The sequence below is a fragment of the Streptomyces mabaensis genome (assembly GCF_053763515.1).
Map to the genome: position 1 here is coordinate 39,772 of NZ_JBSOPZ010000013.1, position 25,358 is coordinate 65,129.

At 70.7% G+C, this 25,358-nt stretch carries 28 protein-coding genes; 10 read left to right on the plus strand and 18 right to left on the minus strand.

Features of this window, described 5'->3' with window-relative positions; genetic code table 11:
- Positions 1-18: 18 nt before the first annotated feature.
- Positions 19-1,218, minus strand: a complete 1,200-nt coding sequence (locus ACWV17_RS13825) for a sensor histidine kinase (RefSeq protein WP_455359911.1) — start codon at positions 1,216-1,218, stop codon at positions 19-21.
- A gap of 131 nt (positions 1,219-1,349) precedes the next feature.
- Between ACWV17_RS13825 and ACWV17_RS13830 the strand changes: the two genes are divergently transcribed.
- Positions 1,350-2,354, plus strand: a complete 1,005-nt coding sequence (locus ACWV17_RS13830) for an SAM-dependent methyltransferase (protein ID WP_455359912.1) — start codon at positions 1,350-1,352, stop codon at positions 2,352-2,354.
- A 16-nt stretch (positions 2,355-2,370) separates the two neighbouring features.
- Here the strand turns inward: ACWV17_RS13830 and ACWV17_RS13835 are convergent, their stop codons facing one another.
- Together ACWV17_RS13835 and ACWV17_RS13840 are read right to left on the minus strand one after the other, a co-directional pair.
- Positions 2,371-3,822, minus strand: coding sequence for a PH domain-containing protein (locus tag ACWV17_RS13835; protein ID WP_455359913.1), 1,452 nt, complete (start codon positions 3,820-3,822; stop codon positions 2,371-2,373).
- A complete protein-coding gene (locus ACWV17_RS13840; RefSeq protein WP_455359914.1) occupies positions 3,819-4,334 on the minus strand; it encodes a PH domain-containing protein in 516 nt (171 codons plus the stop codon). Before ACWV17_RS13840 ends, ACWV17_RS13835 begins: the two co-directional genes overlap by 4 nt.
- A 31-nt stretch (positions 4,335-4,365) precedes the next feature.
- Here ACWV17_RS13840 and ACWV17_RS13845 point away from each other — a divergent pair, with 31 nt between their 5' ends.
- Together ACWV17_RS13845 and ACWV17_RS13850 are read left to right on the plus strand one after the other, a co-directional pair.
- Positions 4,366-5,508 carry an NADH-quinone oxidoreductase subunit D gene (locus ACWV17_RS13845; protein ID WP_455353667.1) on the plus strand — a complete coding sequence of 381 codons (1,143 nt, stop codon included), beginning with the start codon at positions 4,366-4,368 and terminating at the stop codon, positions 5,506-5,508.
- Between the two features lie 7 nt (positions 5,509-5,515).
- Positions 5,516-6,460 (plus strand): endonuclease/exonuclease/phosphatase family protein, encoded by a 945-nt coding sequence (locus tag ACWV17_RS13850; RefSeq protein WP_455359915.1) that lies wholly within the window; start codon positions 5,516-5,518, stop codon positions 6,458-6,460.
- Between the two features lie 27 nt (positions 6,461-6,487).
- Here ACWV17_RS13850 and ACWV17_RS13855 read toward each other — a convergent pair whose 3' ends face one another.
- The 5 genes from ACWV17_RS13855 to ACWV17_RS13875 all read right to left on the minus strand — a co-directional run bounded on the left by ACWV17_RS13855 (position 6,488) and on the right by ACWV17_RS13875 (position 9,346).
- Positions 6,488-6,928: a hypothetical protein gene (locus tag ACWV17_RS13855; RefSeq protein WP_455353669.1), complete on the minus strand. Its 441-nt coding sequence runs from the start codon at positions 6,926-6,928 to the stop codon at positions 6,488-6,490.
- Positions 6,929-6,973: 45 nt separating this feature from the next.
- Positions 6,974-7,501, minus strand: coding sequence for a GNAT family N-acetyltransferase (locus ACWV17_RS13860; protein WP_455353670.1), 528 nt, complete (start codon positions 7,499-7,501; stop codon positions 6,974-6,976).
- A 107-nt stretch (positions 7,502-7,608) separates the two neighbouring features.
- Positions 7,609-8,346 (minus strand): DUF899 family protein, encoded by a 738-nt coding sequence (locus ACWV17_RS13865; protein WP_455359916.1) that lies wholly within the window; start codon positions 8,344-8,346, stop codon positions 7,609-7,611.
- Positions 8,343-8,561: a DUF397 domain-containing protein gene (locus ACWV17_RS13870; RefSeq protein ID WP_455359917.1), complete on the minus strand. Its 219-nt coding sequence runs from the start codon at positions 8,559-8,561 to the stop codon at positions 8,343-8,345. The genes ACWV17_RS13865 and ACWV17_RS13870 overlap by 4 nt, the downstream gene beginning before the upstream one ends.
- A complete protein-coding gene (locus ACWV17_RS13875) occupies positions 8,558-9,346 on the minus strand; it encodes a helix-turn-helix domain-containing protein (RefSeq protein WP_455359918.1) in 789 nt (262 codons plus the stop codon). The genes ACWV17_RS13870 and ACWV17_RS13875 overlap by 4 nt, the downstream gene beginning before the upstream one ends.
- 115 nt (positions 9,347-9,461) lie before the next feature.
- Here ACWV17_RS13875 and ACWV17_RS13880 point away from each other — a divergent pair, with 115 nt between their 5' ends.
- Positions 9,462-9,794 (plus strand): hypothetical protein, encoded by a 333-nt coding sequence (locus ACWV17_RS13880; RefSeq protein ID WP_455359919.1) that lies wholly within the window; start codon positions 9,462-9,464, stop codon positions 9,792-9,794.
- Positions 9,795-9,979: 185 nt separating this feature from the next.
- Positions 9,980-10,786, plus strand: coding sequence for a helix-turn-helix domain-containing protein (locus ACWV17_RS13885; RefSeq protein WP_455359920.1), 807 nt, complete (start codon positions 9,980-9,982; stop codon positions 10,784-10,786).
- Here ACWV17_RS13885 and ACWV17_RS13890 read toward each other — a convergent pair.
- Positions 10,783-11,178, minus strand: a complete 396-nt coding sequence (locus ACWV17_RS13890) for a hypothetical protein (RefSeq protein ID WP_455359921.1) — start codon at positions 11,176-11,178, stop codon at positions 10,783-10,785. The genes ACWV17_RS13885 and ACWV17_RS13890 overlap by 4 nt on opposite strands.
- 210 nt (positions 11,179-11,388) lie before the next feature.
- On the opposite strand from ACWV17_RS13890, the gene ACWV17_RS13895 reads away from it, so the two are divergent.
- Positions 11,389-12,834, plus strand: a complete 1,446-nt coding sequence (locus ACWV17_RS13895; protein WP_455359922.1) for an MFS transporter — start codon at positions 11,389-11,391, stop codon at positions 12,832-12,834.
- Positions 12,835-12,972: 138 nt separating this feature from the next.
- Here ACWV17_RS13895 and ACWV17_RS13900 read toward each other — a convergent pair whose 3' ends face one another.
- The 4 genes from ACWV17_RS13900 to ACWV17_RS13915 all read right to left on the minus strand — a co-directional run bounded on the left by ACWV17_RS13900 (position 12,973) and on the right by ACWV17_RS13915 (position 15,589).
- Entirely contained in the window at positions 12,973-13,887 is a 915-nt protein-coding gene (locus tag ACWV17_RS13900; RefSeq protein ID WP_455359923.1) for a DUF2199 domain-containing protein, read from the minus strand.
- Positions 13,888-13,997: 110 nt separating this feature from the next.
- Positions 13,998-14,522: a GNAT family N-acetyltransferase gene (locus ACWV17_RS13905; protein WP_455353679.1), complete on the minus strand. Its 525-nt coding sequence runs from the start codon at positions 14,520-14,522 to the stop codon at positions 13,998-14,000.
- A gap of 141 nt (positions 14,523-14,663) precedes the next feature.
- A complete protein-coding gene (locus tag ACWV17_RS13910; protein ID WP_455359924.1) occupies positions 14,664-15,164 on the minus strand; it encodes an anthrone oxygenase family protein in 501 nt (166 codons plus the stop codon).
- A gap of 2 nt (positions 15,165-15,166) precedes the next feature.
- Positions 15,167-15,589, minus strand: a complete 423-nt coding sequence (locus ACWV17_RS13915; RefSeq protein ID WP_455353681.1) for a nuclear transport factor 2 family protein — start codon at positions 15,587-15,589, stop codon at positions 15,167-15,169.
- Positions 15,590-15,674: 85 nt separating this feature from the next.
- Here ACWV17_RS13915 and ACWV17_RS13920 point away from each other — a divergent pair, with 85 nt between their 5' ends.
- Together ACWV17_RS13920 and ACWV17_RS13925 are read left to right on the plus strand one after the other, a co-directional pair.
- Positions 15,675-16,271 carry a TetR/AcrR family transcriptional regulator gene (locus tag ACWV17_RS13920; RefSeq protein WP_455359925.1) on the plus strand — a complete coding sequence of 199 codons (597 nt, stop codon included), beginning with the start codon at positions 15,675-15,677 and terminating at the stop codon, positions 16,269-16,271.
- A 59-nt stretch (positions 16,272-16,330) separates the two neighbouring features.
- The gene (locus ACWV17_RS13925) at positions 16,331-17,173 is read left to right on the plus strand and encodes an arylamine N-acetyltransferase family protein (RefSeq protein ID WP_455359926.1); all 843 of its coding nucleotides are present in this window, start codon (positions 16,331-16,333) and stop codon (positions 17,171-17,173) included.
- A 107-nt stretch (positions 17,174-17,280) separates the two neighbouring features.
- Here the strand turns inward: ACWV17_RS13925 and ACWV17_RS13930 are convergent, their stop codons facing one another.
- The 4 genes from ACWV17_RS13930 to ACWV17_RS13945 all read right to left on the minus strand — a co-directional run bounded on the left by ACWV17_RS13930 (position 17,281) and on the right by ACWV17_RS13945 (position 20,866).
- A complete protein-coding gene (locus ACWV17_RS13930) occupies positions 17,281-18,336 on the minus strand; it encodes a hypothetical protein (protein WP_455359927.1) in 1,056 nt (351 codons plus the stop codon).
- Between the two features lie 106 nt (positions 18,337-18,442).
- Positions 18,443-19,432 (minus strand): ABC transporter substrate-binding protein, encoded by a 990-nt coding sequence (locus tag ACWV17_RS13935; protein WP_455359928.1) that lies wholly within the window; start codon positions 19,430-19,432, stop codon positions 18,443-18,445.
- Positions 19,433-19,474: 42 nt separating this feature from the next.
- Complete coding sequence (locus tag ACWV17_RS13940; protein ID WP_455359929.1) at positions 19,475-20,140, minus strand: ABC transporter permease; 666 nt, start codon at positions 20,138-20,140, stop codon at positions 19,475-19,477.
- Positions 20,141-20,143: 3 nt separating this feature from the next.
- Positions 20,144-20,866, minus strand: coding sequence for an ABC transporter permease (locus ACWV17_RS13945; RefSeq protein ID WP_455353687.1), 723 nt, complete (start codon positions 20,864-20,866; stop codon positions 20,144-20,146).
- A 163-nt stretch (positions 20,867-21,029) separates the two neighbouring features.
- Between ACWV17_RS13945 and ACWV17_RS13950 the strand changes: the two genes are divergently transcribed.
- On the plus strand, positions 21,030-22,190 hold the full coding sequence (locus tag ACWV17_RS13950) for an ABC transporter ATP-binding protein (RefSeq protein ID WP_455359930.1): 1,161 nt from the start codon (positions 21,030-21,032) through the stop codon (positions 22,188-22,190).
- Between the two features lie 56 nt (positions 22,191-22,246).
- Here the strand turns inward: ACWV17_RS13950 and ACWV17_RS13955 are convergent, their stop codons facing one another.
- Positions 22,247-23,356, minus strand: a complete 1,110-nt coding sequence (locus ACWV17_RS13955; protein WP_455359931.1) for an alpha/beta hydrolase — start codon at positions 23,354-23,356, stop codon at positions 22,247-22,249.
- A 138-nt stretch (positions 23,357-23,494) separates the two neighbouring features.
- On the opposite strand from ACWV17_RS13955, the gene ACWV17_RS13960 reads away from it, so the two are divergent.
- Complete coding sequence (locus ACWV17_RS13960; protein ID WP_455359932.1) at positions 23,495-25,339, plus strand: phosphatidylglycerol lysyltransferase domain-containing protein; 1,845 nt, start codon at positions 23,495-23,497, stop codon at positions 25,337-25,339.
- The last annotated feature ends 19 nt before the right edge of the window (positions 25,340-25,358 follow it).

Below are 25,358 nucleotides of genomic sequence, written 5' to 3' on the forward strand. Positions count from 1 at the left end.
GTGAATACGTACTGGGCATCAATGGGCCGGTTTCAGGGGGAGCAGCGCGCTGATCCGGAAGCCGCCGCCCGGCCGCGGGCCCGCGTCCAGCGTGCCCCCCACCATGCCGACGCGTTCGCGCATGCCGATCAGGCCGTGGCCGCGCCCGTCGGCGCCACCGTCCTCGTACATCTCGTGCGCGGCGCCGCGCCCGTCGTCCTCCACCAGCAGGCCTAGCCCGTCGTCGAAGTACACGAGCCGGACGCTCGCGCCGGCGTCCGGGCCGCCGTGCTTGCGGGTGTTGGTGAGCGCCTCCTGCACGATGCGGTACGCGGTCAGCTCCACCCCGCTCGGCAGCGGCCGCGGCGTTCCCTCGACCTTGAAGTCCACGACCAGGCCGGCCGTCCGCACCTGCTCGACCAGGTCCTCGATCTGTTCGACGTCGGGCTGCGGTACGTACTCGCCGCCCTCCTGGGGTTCGCCGGTGCGCAGCACGCCCAGCAGGCGGCGCATCTCGGCGAGTGCCTGGCGGCCCGTACTGGAGATCGTCTCCAGCGCCTGCCTGGCCTGGTCGGGGGCCGCGTCCATGACGTACGCGGCGCCGTCAGCCTGCACCACCATCACGGAGACGTTGTGCGCGACGACGTCGTGCAGTTCGCGGGCGATCCGGGCCCGCTCGGCGGCGACCGCGACCTTGGCCTGCGCCTCGCGCTCCGCCTCCAGGCGGGCGGCCCGCTCCTCCAGCTGCGCGAAGTACGCGCGACGGGTGCGCATCGAGTCGCCGAGCACCCAGGCGAGGGCGAACGGCACGATCATGATGGCCATGAAGAAGATGCGGCCGAGGAGGCTTATGTTCGGCTCCGGCCAGCGCACCTGCGCGAGCGGCGACGCGCACAGCCCGCCGATCAGGGCGAACCGGGACACCCAGCGCGGGCCGTCGGTCGCCGCGACGGTGTAGATGATGACGAGCATCGCCCAGTCGGCGGGATTGATCTCGACGTTCAGCGCGAGCTGGGCCACGCCCGCGGCCACCGCGAGCGCGAGCATCCGCTCCGGCGCGCGGCGGCGCAGCGCGACCACGGCGCACAGCGCGAGGACGATCACCACGGCCGCGGTACGCGTTCCCGTGCTCATGTCCGCCTGGACGACCCACAGCATGGAGAACCCGAGCAGCGTCACAGCCCAGAAGCTGTCGACACTCGTCGGGTGCCTGCGGATGAAGTCGTAGAGGCGTTGCACGTAACCCAGCGTAGGGACAGCGAACAGGTGCAGGGGTCAACCGGAGGAGCGATCCACTGCTCCGGGGCGTACTCCCCAAGGTGGAGACCGCGGTGGAGAGCGAGGTGGAAACAGAGCCTAGCCTTGGCCGTGTGACAAGCGAATGGCGCGGGTGGCGCGGGTGGCGAGAGGCGAGCGAGTCCGCCCTGTACGGCCCGGACGGGTTCTACCGGCGCCCCGACGGGCCGGGACCGGCGGGCCACTTCCGTACCTCGGTGCACGCCTCCCCCCTGTACGCGACGGCCGTCGCCCGGCTGCTGACCAGGGTCGACGCCGCGCTCGGGCACCCGGCCGAACTGACCCTGGTCGACATGGGCGCGGGCCGCGGCGAACTGCTGACCGGCGTACGGGCCGCGCTCGACCCGGCCGTGCGGGAGCGGCTCCGCGCCCACGCGGTCGAGCGCGCGGCACGCCCGGCGGGTCTCGATCCCGCCGTCGCGTGGTCGGCGGAACCGCCCGCCGGAGTCACCGGACTGCTCTTCGCGAACGAGTGGCTGGACAACGTGCCGGTCGACGTGGCGGAGGTCGGCGAGGACGGCATCGCCCGGTACGTCCGGGTCGCCCCGGACGGTACGGAAGCCCTGGGCGACCCGGTGTCCGGACCGGACCTCGCCTGGCTGACCCGGTGGTGGCCGCTCGCCCCGGTCCCCGGCCTGCGCGCCGAGATCGGCCGCCCCCGGGACGAGGCGTGGGCGGCGGCGGTGGCCACGCTGGACCGCGGGCTGGCGGTCGCGGCCGACTACGCCCACGCGCGGGACGCCCGCCCGCCGTTCGGCACGCTGACCGGCTTCCGCGAGGGCCGCGAGGTGAACGCGGTGCCGGACGGCTCGTGCGACATCACCGCCCACGTCGCCCTGGACGCGTGCGCCGGCCCGGACGCGACCCTGCTGACGCAGCGGGAGGCCCTGCACACCCTGGGCATCACGGCCACCCGCCCACCCCTGTCCCTGGCCTCGACGGATCCCCCGGCGTACGTACGCGCCCTGTCGGCGGCGGGAGAGGCGGCGGAACTGACGGCCCAGGCAGGCCTGGGAGCCTTCACCTGGCTCCTCCACCCGGTCTCCATCCCCCTCCCCACAGCCGCACCATCCCCCTAGGGGGTGTCGGCCCCCGCTACGCCATCCAGCGGTCCGGGCGGGCCTCCGCTCGGCCCGTTCGGGAGCGGTCCGCCTGGTCCGCCAGCAGCGCCGCCGCCTCCACCGACCCCCGCAGCCGCGCCGTCACCGTCTTGTTCGCCCCCGTGTCCACGTGCACGTCCGCCAGTCCCCGCCCGCGTTCCCACGGGCCCTGGGTCAGCCGTACGCTCTGCACCTTCGCGTGCGGGACCACCTCGACCCGCCGGCACAGCCGCCCGTGCCGGGCCGCGAAGACCGACGCGTCCGCCGCCAGCCCGTACCCCTTCCACCACACCGGCACGCACCACCGCGCCGCCCGCCCCGGCGGCGGCGAGAAGGCGAGGGCGCCCAGGTCCACGCCCGGCAGGACCCTGGCGATGACCCGTTCGGCGACGGCCCGTTCCGCGACCGGGAGGAGGACGTCGTTCGAGGACCCCGCCACGTCCAGCTCCACCCGCACCCACCCGCGCCGCCGCCACAGCAGCGGTTCCACGATGCGTACGGTCTGGACCCGGCCCGGCGGCACCGTCTCGTGCGCCCGGTCGAGCAGGCCGTGGTCCAGGCGCAGCCCGTCGGGGGACTCGGCGACGGTCCAGTCGTACTCGCCGATGAAGCGCCCGGCGCTGGCCGCCCACACCCCGCCGAGGAACGGCAGGGCCGTCGCGAGCGTCGCCCACAGACTGCCGGTGAGCCACCCGACGAACGGCGGAACGACGAGCGCCGCGAGCAGCGCCCCCCAGGTGCCGCCGGTCAGCAGCAGCGACAGGGCGAGGATCTTCGGCTGTACGCGGACCAGCTCCCGCACCGGCGCCTCGCCGACGTCCGCCGCGTCCTCGGGTGCGAACCCGGCCGCGCGGGCCAGGAGTTCGGCCCGCAGCGCGCGTGCCTCCTTCTCGCCGAGGTAGGCCAGCTCGTCCTTGTCGTTCGTACCGATCACGTCGAGCTTGAGCTTGGCCACGCCGAGGAAACGCGCCAGCAGCGGCTGCGTGACGTCGACCGCCTGCAGCCGGTCGAGCCGGATGTGCGCGGTGCGCCGGAAGAGCAGACCGGTCCTGATCCGCAGTTCCGTGGAGGTAACCGCGAAGTGGGTGACCCACCAGGTGAGGAAGCCGTACAGGCCGGCCGCCGGGATCGCGACGGCGAGGATCAACAGGCCGGTCCCGACCGTCAGCCCCTCGATCCAGTGCTGCGCCTGCCGCAGGTCGTGGAAGGCGAGACCCGCCACGACGGCTATCGGCGCCCAGGCGCGGCGCAGCGGCGTGACGGGATGCAGCCTGCGTTCGCTGCTCGCAGGCCCAGCGCCACTCGCAGGCCCGGCGCCGCTCACCGGCCCGGCGCCGCCCACCGGCCCGGCGCCGCCCACCGGCCCGGCGCCGCTCGCGGGCCGGGCGTCCGCAGCCGGACCCGCGCCCCCCACCCGCCCCGCGCCCACCGGCTCCGCGTCGCTCACAGCCCCGCCGACCTTGCCTCGCCCAGCTCCGTGAGCCGGTCACGCAACCGGGCCGCCTCCTCGGGCAGCAGCCCGGGAATCCGCGCGTCCGTCGCCGCCGCGGCCGTGTGCAGCTGGACACTCGACAGCCCGAACCGCCGCTCCAGCGGCCCGGACGTCACCTCCACGAGCTGCATCCGCCCGTACGGGACGACCGTCTCCTCCCGCCACAGCACCCCCCGGCTGATCAGCAGGTCGTCGGCGCGCTCGGCGTACCGCCAGGACCGCCAGTTGCGCCCGAGCATCACCCACCCCCACCCCAGCAGCGCGAGCGGCAGCAGCGCGAAAGCCGCCCAGCCCGGCCCGGCGAACACCCCCAGCGCGGTCCCGCCCGCGGCGGCGATCACCCCCAGCCACACCACCAGGAGCAGCCGCCGCATGCGGAGCAACCCCCCGGGCAGTCCGGTCCAGCGTGGTTCCGCCGGTTCAACCGCTTCCGACTCCGACTCCGGTGCTGCCGTCCCCGTATCCATGCCTCAAGCGTAGGGCTGAGAGACTGTGTGCATGACGGAGACGACAGTCGGCATCGGCGGTGCGGCGGAGAGCACCGACATGGTGCTCAACATCGGGCCCCAGCACCCTTCCACCCACGGTGTGCTGCGCCTCCGCCTCGTGCTCGACGGCGAGCGCATCCAGCATGCGGAGCCGGTCATCGGCTACATGCACCGCGGCGCGGAGAAGCTCTTCGAGGCGCGCGACTACCGCCAGATCGTCATGCTCGCCAACCGGCACGACTGGCTGTCCGCCTTCTCCAACGAGCTGGGCGTGGTCATGGCGGTCGAGCGGATGCTCGGCATGGAGGTCCCGGAGCGCGCGGTCTGGACGCGCACGCTGCTCGCCGAGCTGAACCGGGTGCTGAACCACCTCATGTTCCTCGGCTCGTATCCGCTCGAACTGGGCGGAATCACCGCGATCTTCCACGCCTTCCGGGAACGCGAAGACCTCCAGCACGTCATGGAGGAGGTCTCCGGTGGCCGGATGCACTACATGTTCAACCGCGTCGGCGGCCTCAAGGAGGACCTCCCGGCCGGCTGGCTCGGCCGCGCCCGGGCGGCGGTCGCCGAGTGCCGTTCCCGCATGGACGTGTACGACAACCTCGTCCTCGGCAACGAGATCTTCCGCGGCCGCACCCGCGGGGTGGGCGTCCTCTCCGCCGAGACGGTGCACGCGTACGGGGTCAGCGGCCCCATCGCCCGCGCCTCGGGCGTGGACTTCGACCTGCGCCGCGACGAGCCGTACCTCGCGTACGCCGATCTGCAGGACACCCTGAAGGTCGTCACCCGAACGGAGGGCGACTGCCTGGCCCGCTTCGAGTGCCTGCTGGACCAGACCCACAACGCGCTGGACCTCGCGGACGCTTGCCTGGACCGCATGGCCGAGCTGCCCCCCGGCCCGATCAACCAGCGGCTGCCGAAGGTGCTGAAGGCGCCCGAGGGCGCCACGTACGCGTGGACCGAGAACCCGCTCGGCATCAACGGCTACTACCTGGTTTCGAAGGGCGACAAGACCCCGTACCGGCTCAAGCTGCGCTCGGCGTCGTACAACAACATCCAGGCGCTGACGGAGCTGCTGCCGGGGACGCTGGTCGCGGACATGGTGGCGATCCTGGGCTCGCTGTTCTTCGTCGTGGGCGACATCGACAAGTGATCGACCAGTGACGGCTGCGACGCGGGCGTCGGCGGGCGGGCGCGTTCTCGCGGCACTGGCCGCACTCGTCGCCGCCCTCCTGACCCTGCACGCGCTGGTGCCCAACGCCGTCGGCAACCCGGGCAGCCTGCTGGAGACCTTCCTCCCCTGGCTGGGCCTGGCGGTCCCGTGCCTGCTGGTCCTCGCCCTGCTGCGCCGCTCGGCCACCGCTCTGGTGGCCCTGCTCCTGCCGGTGGCCGCGTGGGCCTGGCAGTTCGGCGGGTTCCTGCTGCCCGAGGACCGGCGCCCCCGGGACCTCACGGTCGTCCAGCACAACGTGAGCGACGAGAACTCGGCCCCGGAGGCCACTGCTCGCGCCCTGGCCGGAGCCCGGCCGGATCTGATCGCGCTGGAGGAGCTGACCCCGGCCGCGCTGCCGGCGTACGAGCGGACGCTGGCTGCGGCCTACCCCCACCACACGGTCGAAGGAACGGTCGGCCTCTGGTCGAAGTACCCGCTGACGGACAGCCGCCCGGTGAACATCAGGCCGAAGGGCATCGGCCCGGACACGGCCTGGAACCGCGGCCTGCGCACCACGGTACGGACGGCCGAGCACGGCGAGCTCGCGGTGTACGTCGCACATCTGCCGTCCGTACGGCTCGGGTTGAGCGGCTTCGCCTCGCAGTGGCGGGACGAGAGCGCGGCCCTGCTGGGCAAGGCGCTGGCGGCGGAGCCGCTGGACCGGGTACTGCTGCTGGGCGACCTCAACAGCACTGCGGACGACCGCGGGTTGGCCCCGGTCACGTCCCACCTGTCCACGGCGCACCGGACCTTCGCCTTCAGCTGGCCCACGCCCTTCCCGCTGGCCCGGATCGACCACGTCATGGCGCGCGGAGCAACGGTCACCAGCCTCTGGCCCCTGTCCGCAACGGCCAGCGACCACCTGCCGATCGCGGCGCGCGTCGAGCTGTGAGCAGTTGAGCATGCGACCCGCACGGGGCTACCAAGCCGGTCGCGGATCCTGGCGTTCTGTCGAGAGGCCGGCCGGCACAGTGCTGTCTCCGTCCGTCCGCCACAGATACCCCGGGCTCGGTGGGTAGTCATCGGTCGGCGGCGCCGGAGAGTAGTACCGCCGGGTGCGCGGCAGCGGGACCTCCACCAGTACGCCGTCCTGCATCATCCACAGGGCGAAGCAGTCGTCCTCCTCATCATGGATCAGCACCTGTACGCTCCCCGGGTTCGGCCACGGAAGCGACTCAAGGTGCCGCAGCAGTCCGGAGCGCGGCCTCATACGGTCGAACTCGATGACCCACCCGCCGACGAACAAGTCGAGCGGCTCGAACTGGCCCCGCCAGCTGCGCGACTCGTCAGGCCGAGTCAGCGGTTCCATGACCTCGTCCGCGTAGGGGGCCAACACGATGACCTGCGCAATTCTGCTCATGCGGGAGTATCACGGCAGGGCACACGTCAAAGGCAACCTCATTAGTTAGTCGCCGAGGATCCGCTCCCACAGCAGCCCGTCCCGCCAGCTCCCGTCGAGAAAGATCGAGGAGTGCGCGATGCCGTACGGGCTGAACCCGTTGCGGCGCAGCACCCGCTGCGACGGCAGATTCTCCAGATTGGTGGACGCCTCGGCGCGGTGCAACCCGAGTTCGTCCGTCATCACCCGGAGTACAAGCCCGACGGCGTGCCCGGCGTGCCCTTGATTCTGGGCGACGCTGGCGATCCAGTATCCGACGGAGCCGCGGCGCAGGTGCGGCTGCGGCAGGATGCCTCCGACGGTGACCTGCCCGATCACCTGGTCGTCGGCGAGCACCACGCCCGGCCAGACCGCGCCGGCCCGGTATCCGGCCAGCAGGCTGTCGATCCGCTCCGCCTGGCCCTCCGGGGTGAAGAAGTCGGCCGGCTGGGCCGGTTCCCACGGCCGGAAAGCCTCGAAATCCCGCACCCGATGCGCGGCGATCGGGGCGGCGTCGGTGGGCTCGATCAGGCGGATCCTGGTGCTGCTGCGCATGCGATGATCCTCGTCGCGGTGCGTCGGATGAGACGGCCAGCCTATGCGAGGGTGCCCGCGCCGCCGCACCGCCCGCTTCCGGCCTCATCTCAACCGAAACGGCGAGGTTAGTGGCTGTCGTCCTGGTACATCAGCTGCTCGTCCCAGTCGCTTCCGCGCCCCTCGGGCGTGAGATCAAACAGGTTCCAGAGCGGCTCGATCGTGCCGAGGTGGCGGGGATCCTGGCCCTGATCGGTGGGCGCGTAGAGCAGCTCCGAGCCCCAGAAGTGCCGGATGCTCTCGCCGTCGCGCCGGAACACGTTCAGCATCGGCATCGACGATCCGTCCTCCGCCTCGGCGAGATAGTCGCGCGGATACGCGTTGCCGGCCGCGGACAGCAGCCGCAGCCGCCGCCAGCCGCGCTCCTCGGCGAAGTCGAGAAGCCTCGGCAGCGGCGCCTTTGCCACGACCGCAAAGTTGGTGTGCGGAGCGACGTGCTCCACGGCGCCGTCGAGCTGGTCGAGGAGCGCCGTGCACGACGGGCACGGGCCCTCTTCGAGCGCCAGCTGCGCCGTACGCCCCGTCCTCGGCCCGGGCCGGTCGTCGCCGGGGTGGCGCGGGAACATGAAGCTGTAGATCACCAGCGAGTCCCGGCCCGGCGCGAACAACTCCGAGAGCCGCACATCAACCGGACCGCCGTCCGCTCCCGCCCCCTGGAAGACATAGTCCTCGGGCACCACCCCGCCCGGCGGCAGCCTGCGCCGCGCGGCAGCCACCGCCTCGGTGGCCCGCCGCAGCGCGACCTCCTGGAGGAGCAGCCGCTCACGCGCGGCCCGGTACTCGTCCGACTCGCCCGGAAACGTCATACCTCCAGCGTGCCGTCGGCGGCGGCCCCCGGCCACTCGGTACGCGACACGAACGCGGCGAAGGCCGCCCACTGCGCGGGGCCCAGGGTGAGGCCGGGCCGAGTACGGTCCTTGGAGTCCCGCACGTGCACGGCACCGGGACAGGTGGCGACCTCTACGCAGTCGCCACCTTCGGCTCCGCTGTAGCTCGACTTGAACCACTCAAGGTCGCTCATAGCGCCTGCTCCAACTCTCTGATGTAGCGGGCCGATTCACCGGTGTTGAGGGCCTGGGTGCGGATTGTTCCATAACGCTGGACCATGGCACTGACCTCATCCAAATCGGTGATCAGCCTCCCCTTCCCCTGGCCTTCAACGTATCCCGCGACACGGTGGTCCGGGGTCTCCAACAAGGTCATCGGGCCGTCGACACCTGCATGCGCCTGGCAATCGATCGGCATGATCTGGATCGAGACGTTGGGCAGCCTGCCCAGCTCCAGGAGGTGCCCAAGCTGCTCCTTGAGCACGGCCCGTCCACCGAGCGGACGGCCCAGAATCCAGGCCTCGATGACGAAGCTGAGGGTGGGCAGGGGGTGGCGGGTGAAGACGCCATGCCGGGACAGCCGGGCTTGGACTCGGCGCTCGATTTCCTCGTCACTCAGCACCGGAGAGCGCGACGAGATCACCGCCCGCGCGTACGCCTCGGTCTGCAACAGCCCTTTCAACACATGCGTGTCGTACGACTGGAGAACAATCGCCTCGGCCTCCAGATTCGCGTACTCCGCGAACCACTCCGGAAACCCGTCCCGGACCAGGAACTTGGCCAGCACCTCCAGCGAACCCTCCGCCTCAAGGACCCGCTCCAGAACGTCCACCTGGTCCGGCTTCGGCTTGTGGCCGCCGCTTTCCAGCTTGCGCACCCAGGACTCCGAGTACCCCACCGACTTCGCCAGCCGTAACTGCGTCCAGCCCTTGCCCTCCCGCCGGCACTTCACCAGCGCGCCGAACATCTGCAAGCTCACCGGTGGTTGATTTTCGCGGGACATCACCGCACCCCCTCCGCACTGCACGGACTGTGCGGTCGCATGACGCCGTCGCACCTCTCCACGTTAGCTACCGACTGTCACCGTTGGTAACATGACGACGAATTCCGCGCACCGGCTTCTGCCGTGGACCCGGCCCGACGGTGCTCCCTGCTATCTGTCCACCGACGGCACCGGGCCCGTGACCGAACTCGCCGACCGGATCGAGGAGATGCAGCTCTCCGTCGGCGAGGAACTGCTCACCCACGCCCGCCTGATGTTTCGCGCTCCGAGCGTGCCCGATACCGAGTTCCGGTTTCTCGCGACCCGGCTCGCCGAGGCCCTCCACGACTGCCTGCGCGTGGCCGTTTCGCGGGGTCTGAGACTGCCGGATTGCGACCCGCACGACCCGGGGCCGGACGACCCGGACGACCCCGACCCTTCCTAAGTAATTGAGGGAAAGAAACTCCAAACCCTCCCCTCCAACTCCCCGTGTCATCACATCGGGTGACGGAGTGGAATATGCCGGAGGAGGCGCGGTACGTTCGCGTCACAACCTCACAACGCAACGGCCCCCGGCGGGACTGGCATCCCAAGCCGAGGGCCTCATCACAGGAAGACGAAACCTTCCCGATGACTTCGACTGAGTCTATCGCGCACGCCTCCGGCGTCGTCCACGTCCGCCACCACCACGAGTCGCATTTCACCGTGGTCGGCAACCACCTCGCCCAGCACCCCACCCTCTCCGCCACCGCGATCGGGATCGCCGTACGCATCCAGTCGCTGCCCGACGGCGCGAAGGTCGGCATCAAGGCCCTGGCAGAACGCTTCCCGGAGAGCGAGTACCGCATCGCCCGCGCCCTGCGCGAGCTGGAGGAGGCGGGCTACCTCAAGCGCCAGAAGGAACGCACACCGGACCAGCGGATCATCACGCGTACGACGTACTACGAGCGCCCCGGCTGCCGGGAGTCCCAGGGATCGCCCCCGGGGTCAGCGCCTCGCCGGCAGCCCACGCCCGAGCCCAGGCCGCGCGTCGAACCGGAGCCTCCGCCCCCGCCCGTCGATCCCGCTCTGCATCAGCCGGCCGTGGACGTACTCGCCGGCCTGCGCAGCGTGGACCCCCGGCTCATCCTGTCCGTACGGGACGTAGCCCAGCTCGTACCGGGCGTGGCGGCCTGGCTGGAGCGGGGCGTACACCCCGGCCAGGTGCGCCGTACGCTCACCAGCAAGCTCCCGGTGGGGATCATCCACCGGCCCGTCAAGCTGCTCGCCCACCGGCTCGCGGAATGGCTGCCACCCGAGCTCCCGGCGACCCGAGCGCCGGAACTGGGCACCTCGCGCCGCCTGGAGCCATTCCAGAACTGCAAGGACTGCGATCGCGCCTTCCGCTCCCCCGAGCCGGGCCACTGCCGCGACTGCCGACTTCGCCGCGCGGCTTAGGCCCCTGACGGCGGCTCGCAGGGGGCGGTGACGCAGACCCATACGGGCTTGTCGGGCTTGTCGGGGGCGACCACTACCTTGCCGTCATCGGAGCCGCGCTTGCCGTGGCTGCCCTTGCCCTTCCCGTGGCTGCCCTTCCCGTTGCCCTTTCCGGGACTGCCCTTCCCGGGCTTGCCGTCGGGCTTGACGACGATGCGGGTGTCGCCCTCGCCGACGGGATGGAACAGGTTGGTGGAGCTGCTGTCATCGCTGTCGGCCGCGACGACGTGCGGCGTGGCCGGGGTGGCCGGGGCGGCGGCGAATGCGCCGGTGGGCAGCAGCACGCCGCCCGCAGCCACGGCGGTCGAGGCGGCGAATACGAGAAAGCGGCGCGTCCGGAAGTGGTGGGTCATGACAGTTCTCCTCTGGCGGGAATGGGCGGTGGGTCACCTCCTCCGGGCGAACCCATGTCCAGTAAGCCCGCGGCAGCCGAATCCCGTCACGCCCCTGAATCGCGTGGCTTGACGGCCGTCCACGGCCCTGGTAGCCGGAGCGACCGATGAGTTTCCCGGTCCTGTCGGGTCTATCCGTTATGGCAGCCGGAGCGCGAAGGAGGAGGCCTTATGTCCGTCAGTGAAAGCCCGGGCGGCAGGGCGACTCGGCCATGCGGCGGCAGCGAATACGATGCCGGCCGTCACGCACGCAGCCGTCAGAAGTGGGCGCTGGCCCTCGCGGCTGTGGCGTCCTTGATGATCGCGCTCGATCTGCTCGTGGTCTCGACGGCCCTGGACACGATCCGGGCCGACCTCGGTACGTCGCTGGCAACGCTCCAGTGGACGATCATCGGGTACAGCCTGAGCTTCGCGGCATTGTTGATGACCGGCGCTGCTCTCGGAGACCGTTTTGGCCGTCGGCGCATGTTCGCGTGGGGCCTGGGACTGTTCGTGTCCGCCTCGGCGGGGTGTGCTCTGGCGGAGAGCGTCGGGGAACTGATCGCGGCGCGCGTGGTTCAGGGAATCGGCGCGGCGCTGGTCATCCCGGTGGCGGTGGCGCTGGTGAGTGCCGCGTATCCGCCTGAGCGCCGGGGGAAGGCGATCGGGATTCTGGAGGGGGTGACCGGCCTCGCCACGATCGCGGGGCCCATCGTGGGCGGTGGAGTGGCCGGCGGTATCGGGTGGGAGTGGATCTTCTGGATCAATGTCCCGATCGGTCTGGTGGCCATGGGGCTCGCACTGACCCGGCTGGATGAGGGTTTCGGTGACGACACCCACCTGGACGTGCGGGGGATGCTCCTCATCACCGGATGCGCGGTGGCACTGGTGTGGGGGCTCGTGCGAGGGAACACCGTCGGCTGGTCAAGCATCGAGGTTTTCGGAGCGCTGACGATCGGCGTTCTGCTCGCGGTCGCGTTCGTTGCGGCCGAGATGCGCGCTCGGCAACCCATGCTGCCGATGGGGTTCTTCCGGTCGCGGGGGTTCTCGATGGCGGTGGCGGCAACCTTCTTCTGCTTCGCGGCGCTGTACGGCTCGGTGTTCTTCATGGCGCAGTTCCTGCAAACCGGCCTGGGGTACACGCCGTTCCAAGCCGGACTGCTCCTGATTCCCTGGACGGCCACACTGCTCGTCGTGGCGCCACTCGCCGGCGCGCTCGGCGACCGTGCCGGCGAGCGGCCGGTGCTGGTCGGGGGCCTGCTGCTCAATGCGGTGGGGCTCGCCGCGATCGCTCGCCTCGCCGAACCCGACAGCGACTACTGGCAGATCCTCCTCGCCTTGATCGTCGCAGGCGTTGGCGCATCGGCCGCGATCCCGGTCGTGCAGAGCGCGCTCATCGGCGCCGTCTCACCGAGGGCGGTGGGGAAGGCCTCTGGCGCGAACAACATGACCCAGGAGTTCGGCGGCGCCTTCGGCGTGGCGATCCTGGTCGCCGTCTTCACGGCGTCTGGCGGCTACGCCTCCGCAGAGGCGTTCATCGACGGATTCGTCCCAGCCATGGGCGCGTGTTCAGCGCTCGCCCTCGCCGGAGCGGTCGCGGCCGCAGTCCTGCCGGCGCAACAGCGGCCGCGCTCCTAGCACGTGCCCGTATCCGCAGCGAGAAGGGCATCCGTTGGGGCGGACGCCCCCTGCCGACAGCCGCCGCGTGACCGATCCCCTCAGCGTGTCCTATGAGTGATCCCGACGCATCCAACTCGTTGCGTCAGCCGTCGTAAGTCACTCCGATTTGTCCTCCGTACTGCGGTGCAGCGAGCGCCACACATGCTGGGCCCATGCGAGGTCTTCCGGCTCATCCCACATGCAGACGACCCCGGCGGCAGTGCCGCTTTCATGGACGGTGAATCCGTACAGCTCGTGCTGGTCGCGGCCGTGCGGGCGCGAGGTGAGCCAGAAGGCGTGCCGGACCCCGTCCGGGAGCTGCTCGGTGAGCTGCTGCTCAGGCGGCACGGCGGGTGCGCCATGCAGGAGTGAGGCCAGGAATTCTTCGCGGCTGCGGCCGTCACTGTCGGAGAACAGGTCGGCATGCACGGTACGGCCCGGTGCGGCGAACTGCGAGGTGTCGTCGATGACCCGCCCCGCGAAGCCAGCGGTTCGTTCGATGGACCAGTGCTCGTTCAAGCGCGTGCGAACAGCCACAGGCAAGGGGTGGCCGAAGCACCGGAGGACTTCATGACGGTCCCAGGTTCCTGCCAGAACCTCGGCGAGGAGGGTGTGACCGCTGCGGACCACGTATGGAATCTCGTCCGGGTTGCGGACCTCGACGGTGGCCGTCGCGCCGAGCAGTCCGTCACCCCACGGCTTGATCGAGTTGGCCAACGCCCCGCGGAGAACCAAGCCCTTGTAGGCGGGGTCCTGCCACATGGCAAGGGCGTGATCAAGATCGGCGGCGCTGATCTCCAGCCAGGTGCCGAGTACGAGTTCGATGTCGTCCGTGAGCCGGACCGGCAGCAGGCAGCGCACGAAGCAGCCGATATCGTCCACCCGAAGGAGAGCGCCGACACCGACTTCGTGCCGGGCTTCCTCAGGCGCCGCCAGGGCGGCGTCGGGCAGCCCGAACCGGGCATCTATCCGCTTCTCGTCCGGCGTGGGTGTTCCGCAGCAGGAACACGCGGGGACTGGGTTGGCGATCACGTCATCCAGCCTAGAGCCGCTCCTTCCCACAGCTCGGGCCGGCCAGGCGGCGGACCTTGTGCGCGGTCTGCCGGGACGCTCCGCAGGCTGTTGGGTACTGCTGGAACCGGTCAGCGTAGTTCGCCTTCCAACAGGCCCATCGTGAACTTGTCGTACCACTGGCCATCGCGCCGGAAGACCTGGCGCAGCCTGCCCTCCACGACGAAGCCGACCTTCCGGTAGACGTGGTGGGCGGCGTGATTCTCGGGAACGACGGTCAGCGTTATTTTGTGCAGGCGCATCTCTTCGAAGCCGTAGCGGCAGACCGTCCGCATCGTGTCGGTGGCGTAGCCGCGTCCCCAGTACTCCTTCTCACCGACGTAGATGTCGAGATCGGCGCATCCGGTTTCCGGCTCGGCATCGTGCAGTCGGACCAGGCCGATGAGCTTTGCGTCAGTGAGCACCTCGATCCCGAAGAGCACGTCGCCGTACGTGTTGCGCGGCCGCTCGTCCAGCCACTTCTGGACCTGGGCCAGCGGCTGGGCGTAGCCGTCGTCCATCCAACGCATGACGTCGGGGTCGTGGTTCCACCGCCATAGCGCCTCGGCGTCCGGCGGCGCCATCGCCCGCAGCTTCACCAGGTCTCCGAGCACCATGTCTGCCAGCCCCTCGCCGTTTCATGATCAGGGTTCGTGAACCCGGCAGTGGTAGCACGGGTCGAGGGTCGCGCTCAATCGGATAAGCGGCGGCCGAGCCTCTGCCGTTGGGGACCGGGAAGGCCGTCCGGGCGCCGGCGTCTACGTGGACGGGGGCTCGGCTCTCGTCTCGCTGGGGGCGTACTGAGGACGAGGCCCCGCAACCAGGACTATGAGCAGGATGAAGGCCGTCACGGCGGTCAGGGTCCGCAGGTCGTTGTACAGGTCCCAGCGGTGCAGGTACTCCGCGTGGTCGGCCGGGGGTGACCCGGCGGCCCACTGCTTGATGCGGCCGTTGATCGGTACGTTGCCGAACCGCGTGATCAGGAACGACGCGACGGCCAGCAGGCCGGCCGCGAACGCGAGCAGCCGCGCCGAGCCGCGCGACAGGAACCCCAGGACGAGCGAGCTGACGGTCGCCAGCGCCATCGCGGTCTGCATCACCGGTGAGTTCATCTTCATCAGCTCGGCATGGAAGGAGAGTCGCATGTCGAGCGGTACGGCCCAGAAGGTCGGCGCGAGATTGACCGCACCGTAGCCGAACGCGCCCGCGAGCAGGCCGGTGGACAGCAGGGCCAGCGCCCTGACCAGTCGTACGGGCATCTTCACCGCCCCCGCCCCGCAGGCTCTTCCGCCGGCTGCGGGAGGGTTCGGGTGATCTGGTGGGTCCGGCGAAAGCGTCGGCCGTCCGGGGCGAGTTCACCGAAGAGGTGGACATCGACGGCCACGGTCCCGGCCTTGCGCATCTGGGCGTGCATGGTGAAGCGGGCAGCGATCCGGTCCCCGTCGGCGACCGCCTCGTGCACTTCCACCCGATAGCTGACGAGGTTCCTGCGTACCGGGCGGATGTGCGCGATCAGCCTGTCGCGGTCGAGTCGGATGCCGTCGCTGATCTGCACGATGTCGGGTGTGTAGTAGCGGTCCATCGCCGGGCCCGGGTCCTCGTCGCCCCGTACGACCTCCTCCGTGAAGGAGGTGAAGAAGTCGCCGATGAACTGGGCTGGGGAGGTCTCTGCGAGTGGCTTCATATCAGTCCGTTCGAGGCAGCTCCGGTGATATCTCTTACAGGTTGTAAGATATGCATGGCCCGCTAAGTCTGACAAGGTGTATGAGATGAAGTCGTCCGAGACTCCCCCTCCCCGACGCCGCCGGGCCGACGCCGAGCGCAGCCGGGCGGCCATCCTCGATGCGGCGATCCGGGTCCTGGGCGAGCGTCCGGGCGCCACTGTCGAGAGCATGGCCGTGGCGGCGGGGGTGACCCGCCAGACCGTCTACGCGCACTATCCGTCGCGCGAGGAACTGCTCGCGGCGGTGGTCGCGCGGGCCACCGGAGAAGCCGTCGCCGCGATGGACGACGCCCACCTCGACGAGGGTTCGGCGGCCGACGCGCTGCTCCGGCTGCTCGACGTCAGTTGGCGGACATTCGAGCGGTATCCCGTCCTGCTGCACGCCGATGCGGCACCCGCCGGACCGCAGGAGGAACGCGACCAGCACGGACCGGTCGCCGACCGGCTGGGCCGGCTGATCCGGCGGGGCCAGGAGACGGGAGAGTTCGACCGGCAGCAGTCGCCGGACTGGCTGGTGGCCACGACGATCGCGCTCGGACACGCGGCGGGAGGCGAGGTCGTCGCGGGGCGCATGACCGGCGACCAGGCCGCGGCCGCGCTGCGGGTCGGCGTGCTGCGCGTCTTCGGCGTGGTCGGCGCGTAAGGCGGCTGAGTACCGCGTGTCGCGGGAACCAACCGGTCAGCCGTATCAGTTCATTGACCATGACATGGGACGGATTCACCAGCTATCTGGACCGGTTGGGTGTCACCGACATCGAGGTGCCCTCCGTCGAGGCGCTGTACGCCCTCCAGCGCGCCCACCTGGAGCGCATACCGTACGAGAACATCGGCATCCAGCTCGGCCGCCCGCCCGGGATCGACCCGCGGCTGTCCGCGCGCCGGTTCGGTGCCGGGCGCGGCGGCTACTGCTTTCACCTCAACGGGGGCTTCGCCGCGCTGCTGGGCGCCCTCGGCTACGACGTCTCGCTGCACGTGGGCGGCGTACACGAGACGCCGGACGGCCGGGGCGCGAAGGGGAACCACCTCGCGCTGACCGTACGACTCGACGGCAAGGCGTACTTCGTCGACACCGGCCTGGGGGACGGCCCGCACGAGCCGCTGCCGCTGCGCGCCGGGACGTACCAGCAGGGTCCTTTCACCTACCGGATGGAACCGTCCACCACCGAACCCGGCGGCTGGACCTTCCACCACGACCCGCGCAGCTCCTTCCCGGTCATGGAGTTCCGCGCGGCTCCCGCCACGATGGCCGACTTCGACGCCTCCCACGAGCAGCTGTCCACCGGGCCCGACTCGCCGTTCCTCAGAACGCTGACCGTACTGCGCCGCGATGCCAAGGGGGTGGACATCCTTCGGGGGCTGGTCCTGATGCGGATCGACGCCGCCGGCCGGTCCGAGCGCGAACTCACCGGCGAAGGTGAGTGGTTCGAGGCGATCGCCGATGTCTTCGGCCGCGACCTCGACGATCTCGACGCCGACGACCGCACCGCGCTGTGGAACCGTGTGACGCGCGCTCACGAGGAATGGAGGTCCGCCCCGCAGACCTGAGCCGTGTCGCCCGCGGATCCTGCCGTCTCGCACCGGCTCAGCACACGCGCAGTCCGGGGCTCTGATGTCCGGGGTTCTGAGGTCCGGGGCTCTGAATGCCCCGGCAGTCAGGAGATCGCGCTGCGCAGCCGGGCCACGTCGATCTGTTCGGTCTCGTCGTGCTCGGTGAGGTCGATGACCTGGCCCACCGCTGCGCGGTTCGCCGGCGGGAGGGCCTTGAACTCGCCCGCCGCTGCCTCGGCCTTGTGCGCGGCCATCGCCTCCGCGCCGACCACGTCGGCCAGGTCCTCGTTCTGAACGGCCTCGATGGCCGCCTTCGCGCCCGCCTTCCCGCCCGGCTTCGTACCGAAGAAGTCGAAGCCGCCCTCGATGCGCGAGGCGGAGCGGCGGACCGGTGCGTACGGGGCGATCGCCGTGGCGGCCGGGACCGGGCGGCGCGCGGGGAGGGCGGCGGGGAGGGCGGACGACGGGCGCGTGTGCTCGGTGCCCGCGGCCGCCGCGTGCTTCCCCTGCGGCTCCTCCGCCTCCCGCTCGCGCTCCGCGAGGTCGCGACGGCGGGCCTCCTCGACCGTGCGCCGCGCTTCCTGCGCGGCGGCGTTGCGGGTCAGCTGCCGCAGGGCGCCGGCCGCGCGGGCGTACGCGGCGGGGGTTGGCGCACCGCTTGCGGTGCGGTCGCCGGAGGCGGCGGTCAGTTCCCTCGCCGGGGCCGCGGCTTCGATGGCGAGCAGCCGGCGGCCCTCCAGCGCGCTGGCGCGCTCGGTCTCCGCCGTGGCGTACCGGCGCAGCAGCTCGGCGTGCTCACCGCGCAGACCCGCCAACTCCACGCGCTTGGCGCGCAGTTTCGCGTCGAGCCGGGCGCGCAGTTCGCGGGATTCCTCGAGGTCCGCCTCGAGCTCGGCTATTCGCTCCTCGGTCTTCCATTCGTCGGCCGCCCGCGCCCGGGTGAGCTCCGCGACCCTGCGGCCGGCGGTGCGGTCCCACGTGCGCATGAGCGCGGCGCCGACGACCGCGGCGGCTGCCGCGGCGGCCACCAGGACGCGGAGCGCCACCGGTTCCGCCACCAGCCATGCGCCGGCGGCGCAGGCGAGTGAGACACCGGCGACCGTCGACGGCGTGAGGAGCCTGTGCAGGGGTGGGGAATGGCGGTGGCGTCCACGTGGCATGGCCTGAAATTTACCGTGCGTAGGCGGCGTGTGGGGACCCGCCCGGCAATCTGTTTTCCGGGAGTTGTCCCCCGCCACGCCACGCCGCCGCGCGATTACTCCTCAGCTACTTCTTCAGCAGACCCTTCGACTCCAGATAGGCCTTCGCCGCCTCGGCCGGCTTGGTCCGCTCGGCGTCCACCTTGCGGTTGAGTTCGATCAGATCCTCGGTCGTCAGCGTCTTCGTGAGCTTGCCCAGCGCCTCGGCTATCGCGGGCGCTCCCGCGTCCTTGGCATTCAGCACCGGCAGTACGTTGTCCGCGTTCTGCAGCTTCTTGTCGTCCTCGAGAAGGACCAGCCCGAAGCTTTCCAGCGTCGCGTCGGTGGTGGTGGTCAGAACCAGCTGGTCCTCTCCGTCCTTGACCGCCTGCTTCGCCTGCGGGGTGCCGACGCCCTTGGGGTCGATTCCGGCGACGTCGATGCCGTACGTCTTCTTGAGACCCGGCGCGCAGAACGGGCGGATCTCGCACTCGTCGCCCGCCGCGATCTTCACCTTGATCTTGGACCGGCCCAGATCGGAAAGCGTCTTGAGCTTGTTCTTCTCGGCGAATTCCTTGGTCACCGCGAAGGCGTTCTGGTCGACGGCCTCGCCGGCCGGCAGCGCCTTCAGCCCGAGCGGGGTGCCGAGCTTCTCCAGCGCGGCGACGGTGGCCACCGGGTCGCTGGAGGCGACCGGCTTCTCCTCCGGCGCCTTGGGGCCGTTCACCTTGGCGTTGAGGAATTCGGCGAGGGTGGCGGCGTATTCCGGTACGACGTCGATCTCGCCCTTCTCCAGGGCGGGTTCGTACAGCTCGCGGTTCTTCACGGTAGTGACGGACGTCGAGTACCCCGCGTCCTTCAGGACCTGCGCGTACAGCTCAGCCAGGACCTGGGACTCGGTGAAGCCGGCCGCGCCGACGACCAGCGAGCCCTTCTTGCCACCGCCCGCGCCCGCACCGGCGGACGCGCTGCCGCCGCTCTTCTCCTTCTCCAGGCTGTCACCGCCGCACGCGGCGAGGGAGCCCGTCAGAGCCGCCACGCCCAGTACCGCACCCGCTATGCGCGAGGTCTTGCTCATACGTTGTCTCCGTCCACAGAAAGCCGTCCACAGAAAAGGGAATCAGGGGTGCCGCAGGGGGCTGAGCAGCCGGTTCACCGCCACCAGTACGCCCTCGACAATGAGCGCGAGCAGCGCGACGAGCAGCGCGCCCGCCACCACCTGCGGGGTGTTGTACGTGTTGAAGCCCGCCGTGATGATCCGGCCGAGCCCGCCCTGCCCCACCATGGCGGCGATCGTCGCCGTCGCCACCACCTGGACGGATGCCGACCGCAGACCCGTCATGATCATGGGGTACGCGAGGGGCAGTTCGACCCGCAGGAACACCTGGCGGCCCGACATCCCCATTCCCCGGGCAGCCTCCACCACCGCCCGGTCCACCTCCCGCATGCCGACGTAGGCGTTGGTCAGCAGCGGCGGCACGGCGAACAGCACCAGCGCGATGATCGTGGGCAGGTACCCGGCGCTGCGCAGCGGCGAGACCATGAACAGGGCCAGTACCGCGAAGACGGGTATCGCCCGGCCCACGTTGGAGATGTTGACCGCGAGCGCACCCCCCTTGCCGATGTGTCCGAGGGCGAGCGCGAGCGGCAGCGCGAGGGCGCAGGCCAGCGCGAGGGCCACCCCGCTGACGTACACATGCTCGCCGAGCCGGTTCCAGACGCCACCCTCGCCGGACCAGTGGCTGCCGGTGGTCAGCCACACCCAGGCGTCGGCCAGTACCCCCATCGCTCAGCCCGCCTTCACCGGGTGGGCCGTACCTATTCGGGGTGTACGTATGCGGGGTGCGCGTATGCGGGTCCAGGGGGTCAGCAGCCGCTGGAGCCCGAGGAGCAGCAGGTCCGCGACGACCGCCAGCAGCACGCACAGCACGGAGGCCGCGAGGATCTGCGCCTTGAAGAAGCTCGGCAGCGCGCCCTCGATGAGATTGCCCAGCCCGCCCTTGTCGACGATCGCCCCGACCGTCGTCAGCGCGACCGTCGAGACCGTGGCGATCCGGACGCCGGCCAGCAACGCGGGCAGCGCGAGCGGCAGTTCGACTTCCCAGAGCAGCCGGCCCGCGCCGTACCCCATGCCCTTCGCGGCCTCCCGGGCCTCCGCCGGTACCGCTTCGAGGCCGGCCAGGATGTTGCGCACGAGAATGGTCAGCGAATAGAGCACCAGGCCTGTGATCACCAGAGCGGCCGAGAGCCCGAACACCGGCAGCAGCAGCGAGAACATGGCCAGTGAGGGAATGGTGTAGAGCACGGTTGTCAGTCCCAGGACCGTCCCGGCGAATCTCCTGCTGCGGCGCGCGAGCAGCGCCAGCGGAAATGCCACGACCAGCCCGATCAGCACCGAGACCACCGTGATCCAGACATGCTGCACGGTCGCGTCCGTCAGTTCCTGGCTGCGGGTGCGGACGTACTCCCAGCAGATCCAGTCGTTCGTCACCAGGCAGTTCTGCGCGGCCATTGACGTCCACCCCCTCTCCGGTCTTCGACCCTATCCCCGACCTCTGACAATCGCCGAGGGCCGTCTCGTGCCGGCAACACGGCCTTCACACAACCTTGGCCGTACGCGGCGGCGACGCGGCGGCGAGTCGGCAACAATGGCGAGTCGGCGACAATGGGGAAGCATGATCCGATTCGAGCACGTCACCAAGCGGTACGACGACGGAACAACCGCCGTCGACGACCTTTCCTTCGAGGTCGCCGAGGGCGAACTCGTCACGCTCGTCGGACCGTCGGGCTGCGGCAAGACGACCACCATGAAGATGGTGAACCGGCTGATCGAGGCCTCCGAAGGCCGGATATTCCTCGAAGGCAAGGACATATCCGCCATCGACCCGGTCCAGCTCCGCCGCCGCATCGGCTATGTCATCCAGCAAGTCGGCCTGTTCCCGCACAAAACGGTCCTGGAGAACACCGCGACCGTCCCCCATCTCCTCGGCTGGAACCGCGCCAAGGGCCGCGAGCGCGCCGCCGAGCTCCTCGATCTGGTCGGCCTGGACCCTGCCGTGTACGGCGACCGCTACCCGGAGCAGCTCTCCGGCGGCCAGCGGCAGCGCGTCGGAGTGGCCAGGGCGCTGGCGGCCGACCCGCCCGTCCTGCTGATGGACGAGCCGTTCGGGGCCGTCGACCCGGTCGTCCGCGAGCATCTGCAGAACGAGTTCCTCGCGCTCCAGAAGGCCGTCCGCAAGACCGTCCTCTTCGTCACCCACGACATCGAGGAAGCCGTCCGGCTCGGCGACCGGATCGCCGTCTACGGGCAGGGCAGGATCGAGCAGTTCGGTCCGCCGGCCGCCGTGCTGGGCGCACCCGCCACCCCGTACGTCGCGGACTTCGTCGGCGCGGACCGCGGCCTGAAGCGGCTGTCGGTCACCCCGATAGAGCCCGGCGACCTGGAACAGCCGCCCGTCGTCCACCTCGACGACCCGGTCGCGAAGGCCGCCGCGAAACTCCGGGCGGAGGACGCGCGCTGGGCCGTGGTCCTGGACGGCGACGACAATCTGCACGGCTGGATCTCGGCGGAGCGGACGGCGTCCGCCACCGGTTCGGTACGCGAGCACGCGCGCCGGATGGAGGCCTGGCTGCCCGTCGGGGCCTCGCTCAAGCAGGCCTTCGCCACCATGCTCCAGCACGACGCCGGATGGATCGCGGTCATCGACGAGGACGGTGTCGGCCGCTTCCTGGGCGTCCTCACCCCGGCCCGGCTGCACGAGGCGCTGCGCCGCTCCACCGCCGCCGACGCGCAGGACGTGCCGCGCGCGCAGGTGGCGGTGGAAACGGTCGGCTGAGCCGGCCCGCCCGGTTTCAGGCGGTGATCGGGCCGTTCAGGCGGTGATCCGGCCGTTCACGCGGTGATCCGGCCGCTCAGCCACACCAGCGCCGGCGGGATCTCGCGCCGCCAGGTGTTGAAGTTGTGGCCGCCGCTGTCGAGCATGATCGACGAGACCCGCCCGGGGGCCTTCACCTTCTCGATGAACTTCAGGGTGTCCTTGAGGTTGCCCTCGCCCTCCCGGCTGCTCGTCACCAGGAACGACGTCCCGGCGGGCGGCAGATGGTCCAGGCTCCACAGCAGGTTGGCCCGCTGCCTCAGCTTCTGGTCGCCGTGGAAGAGGTCGCCGGTGGTCGGGTCCTCCGCGGCCTTGTAGTACGCGGACAGCCCCGCGCCCGCGGCGAACGTGCCCGGGTGGTGCAGGGCGATCTTCAACGCGCAGTAGCCGCCGGTCGAGTTGCCGATGAAGCCCCAGTTCTCCGGCTTGGTGCCGACCCGGTAGTACCCCGAGACCGCCTTCGGAAGGTCCTTGGCGAAGAAGGTCTCGGTCTGCGGCCCGCCCGGTATGTCCACGCACTCGGTGTCCCGCGGCGGAGCGACGGTCGGGCGCAGCATCACCAGGATCATCGGCTGCATCTTGCCCGACTTGGCCTGCTGGTGCGCGGTCTGCGGGTACTTCAGCCCTTTGATGAGGTTCTCCGCGGTACCCGGGTAGCCGGTGAGCACCACGGCCGCGGGGAAGTTCCTCTTCCGGTACTCCGCCTGGAAGTACTCCGGCGGCAGATAGACGTACGCCGGACTGGCGATCCCCGACCGCCTGCCCTCGATCACCACCTTCTGAATCTGGCCGCCGACCGCGGGGTTCGAACCGCCCGGGACGTCCACCTTCTGCTTCCCGGTCACCTTGACGTACTTGGCACCCGCGGAGTGGTCCACGACCACACCCGGCAGGGTCTCGCGGCCCAGCAGATCGGCCCAGGACCCGTAGAAGAGAAAGGACTTGTTCGCGGCGAACCCCACCGCGGAGAAGAGCGCGAGCTGCGCCGCGAGCAGCAGACCGACGCGGGCGAGTACGGCACGCCAGGTGCGCCCCGCGAGCCGTGGCCAGAGCCACACGGTCGCGACGAACAGCAGCACAGCCACCACAATGGCCAGCGCCAGAACCTTGTTACTGGTGAGCCCCATGAGCAGTTGAAGACCTTCTGGATGAGTTTTCCTGAGAGCGAGTGAACCCGCTCCCCCTGCCTGCCGTCCTACTGGGCGCAAATCGTCCGGATGCCGAAGCGCTCGGACACAGGATCTGTTGCGGAGCTCTGGGAAGCGATGTCTGTCAGGATAGATGGCGATAAATCGGGACTGGTTCCGAATCGGGTACGCCGCATCCTCGGCGGCCCGCGCCCCGAGTCCGTACCCGGTCTGGTCGGTACGGCGTGCACGCTTGTGGGCCTGCTCGACATCGCGGCCGGCGTCTTCCCCCGCTTCCGGCACAGCCGGATGCACGCGGTGGCCGAGGTGCTGCCCGGAGCGCTCGGCCCGTTCGCCGCGGCCCTGTCCCTCAGCGCGGGCGTACTGCTGCTGCTCCTCGCCCACGGCCTGCGGCGCGGCAAGCGGCGCGCCTGGCGCGCCGCCGTGGTGCTGCTGCCCGCCGGAGCCGTCGCTCAGTTCGCGTACCGCAACTCCGTCCTCGGCGTACTCATCTCGCTCGCGCTGCTGGCTCTGCTGCTGCGCCACCGCGGTGAGTTCGCCGCGCTGCCCGACCCGCGCAGCCGCTGGAGGGCGGTCGCCAACTTCGTCGTCCTCGGCGCCGGTTCCATCGGCCTCGGCCTGGTGATCGTCAACTCCCATCCGCGCCGGATGCTGGGCGACCCGAGCCTCGCCGACCAGCTCGAACACGTGATGTACGGCCTGTTCGGCTTCGAGGGCCCCATCGACTACGCGGGCCGGGTCTCCTGGACCGTCGGCTACTCGCTCGGCGCCCTCGGCCTGCTCACCGCCGTCACCACCATCTACCTCGCCTTCCGCCCCGAGCACCCCGCCGCCCGGCTGACCGCCGACGACGAGCGGCGGCTGCGCGAGCTGCTGGAGCGGCACGGCGGCCGTGACTCGCTCGGCCACTTCGCGCTCCGCCGTGACAAGGGCGTCATCTTCTCCCCCAGCGGCAAGGCCGCGGTCACCTACCGCGTCGTCTCCGGCGTGATGCTGGCCAGCGGCGACCCGATCGGCGACGTCGAGGCGTGGCCCGGCGCGATCGAACGGTTCATGGACGAGGCCAAGGCCCACTCGTGGACCCCCGCCGTGATGGGCTGCAGCGAGACCGGCGGAGAGGTGTGGACCCGCGAGACCGGTCTGGACGCGCTGGAACTCGGCGACGAAGCGGTGGTGGACGTGCGGGATTTCTCCCTTTCCGGACGCGCCATGCGCAACGTACGCCAGATGGTCAAGCGCATCGAGCGGAACGGTTACCAGACGCGGGTCCGGCGCGTCCGTGACCTGTCCGGCGCGGAGCTCGAGCGGATCCGGAACGCCGCCGCCGACTGGCGCGGCACCGACACCGAGCGCGGCTTCTCGATGGCGCTGGGCCGGATCGGCGACCCGGACGACGGGGACTGCGTGATCGCCACCGCCCACAAGACGGACGAGGCCGACGACGGCGAGCCCGGCCCGTACGGGGACCTGAAGGCGGTCCTCCACTTCGTTCCGTGGGGCCCGGACGGCATGTCGCTGGACCTGATGCGCCGCGACCGCTCCGCCGACCCCGGCATGAACGAACTCCTCATCGTCGCCGCCCTCCAGGCCGCCCCCAGGCTGGGCGTCGAGCAGGTGTCGCTCAACTTCGCGATGTTCCGCTCGGCCCTCGCCCGCGGCGAGAAACTGGGCGCGGGACCGGTCCTGCGGGGCTGGCGCGGACTGCTGGTCTTCCTCTCGCGCTGGTTCCAGATCGAGTCGCTGTACAAGTTCAACGCGAAGTTCCGGCCCCGCTGGGAGCCCCGCTTCGTGGTCTTCCGCTCCACCCGCGACCTGCCGCGCATCGGCTTCGCCGCCATGCAGGCCGAGGGCTTCGTCACGCTGGCCCTCCCCCGCCCGTTCGCCCGCCGCCGCACCCGCCGGCCGCGCCCCTGCGCGCACCTGGCCCCGGTGAGCGCCGAACGGGAGATCCGCGCGGCGTAGCGACGCCAAGGCGGGGGCC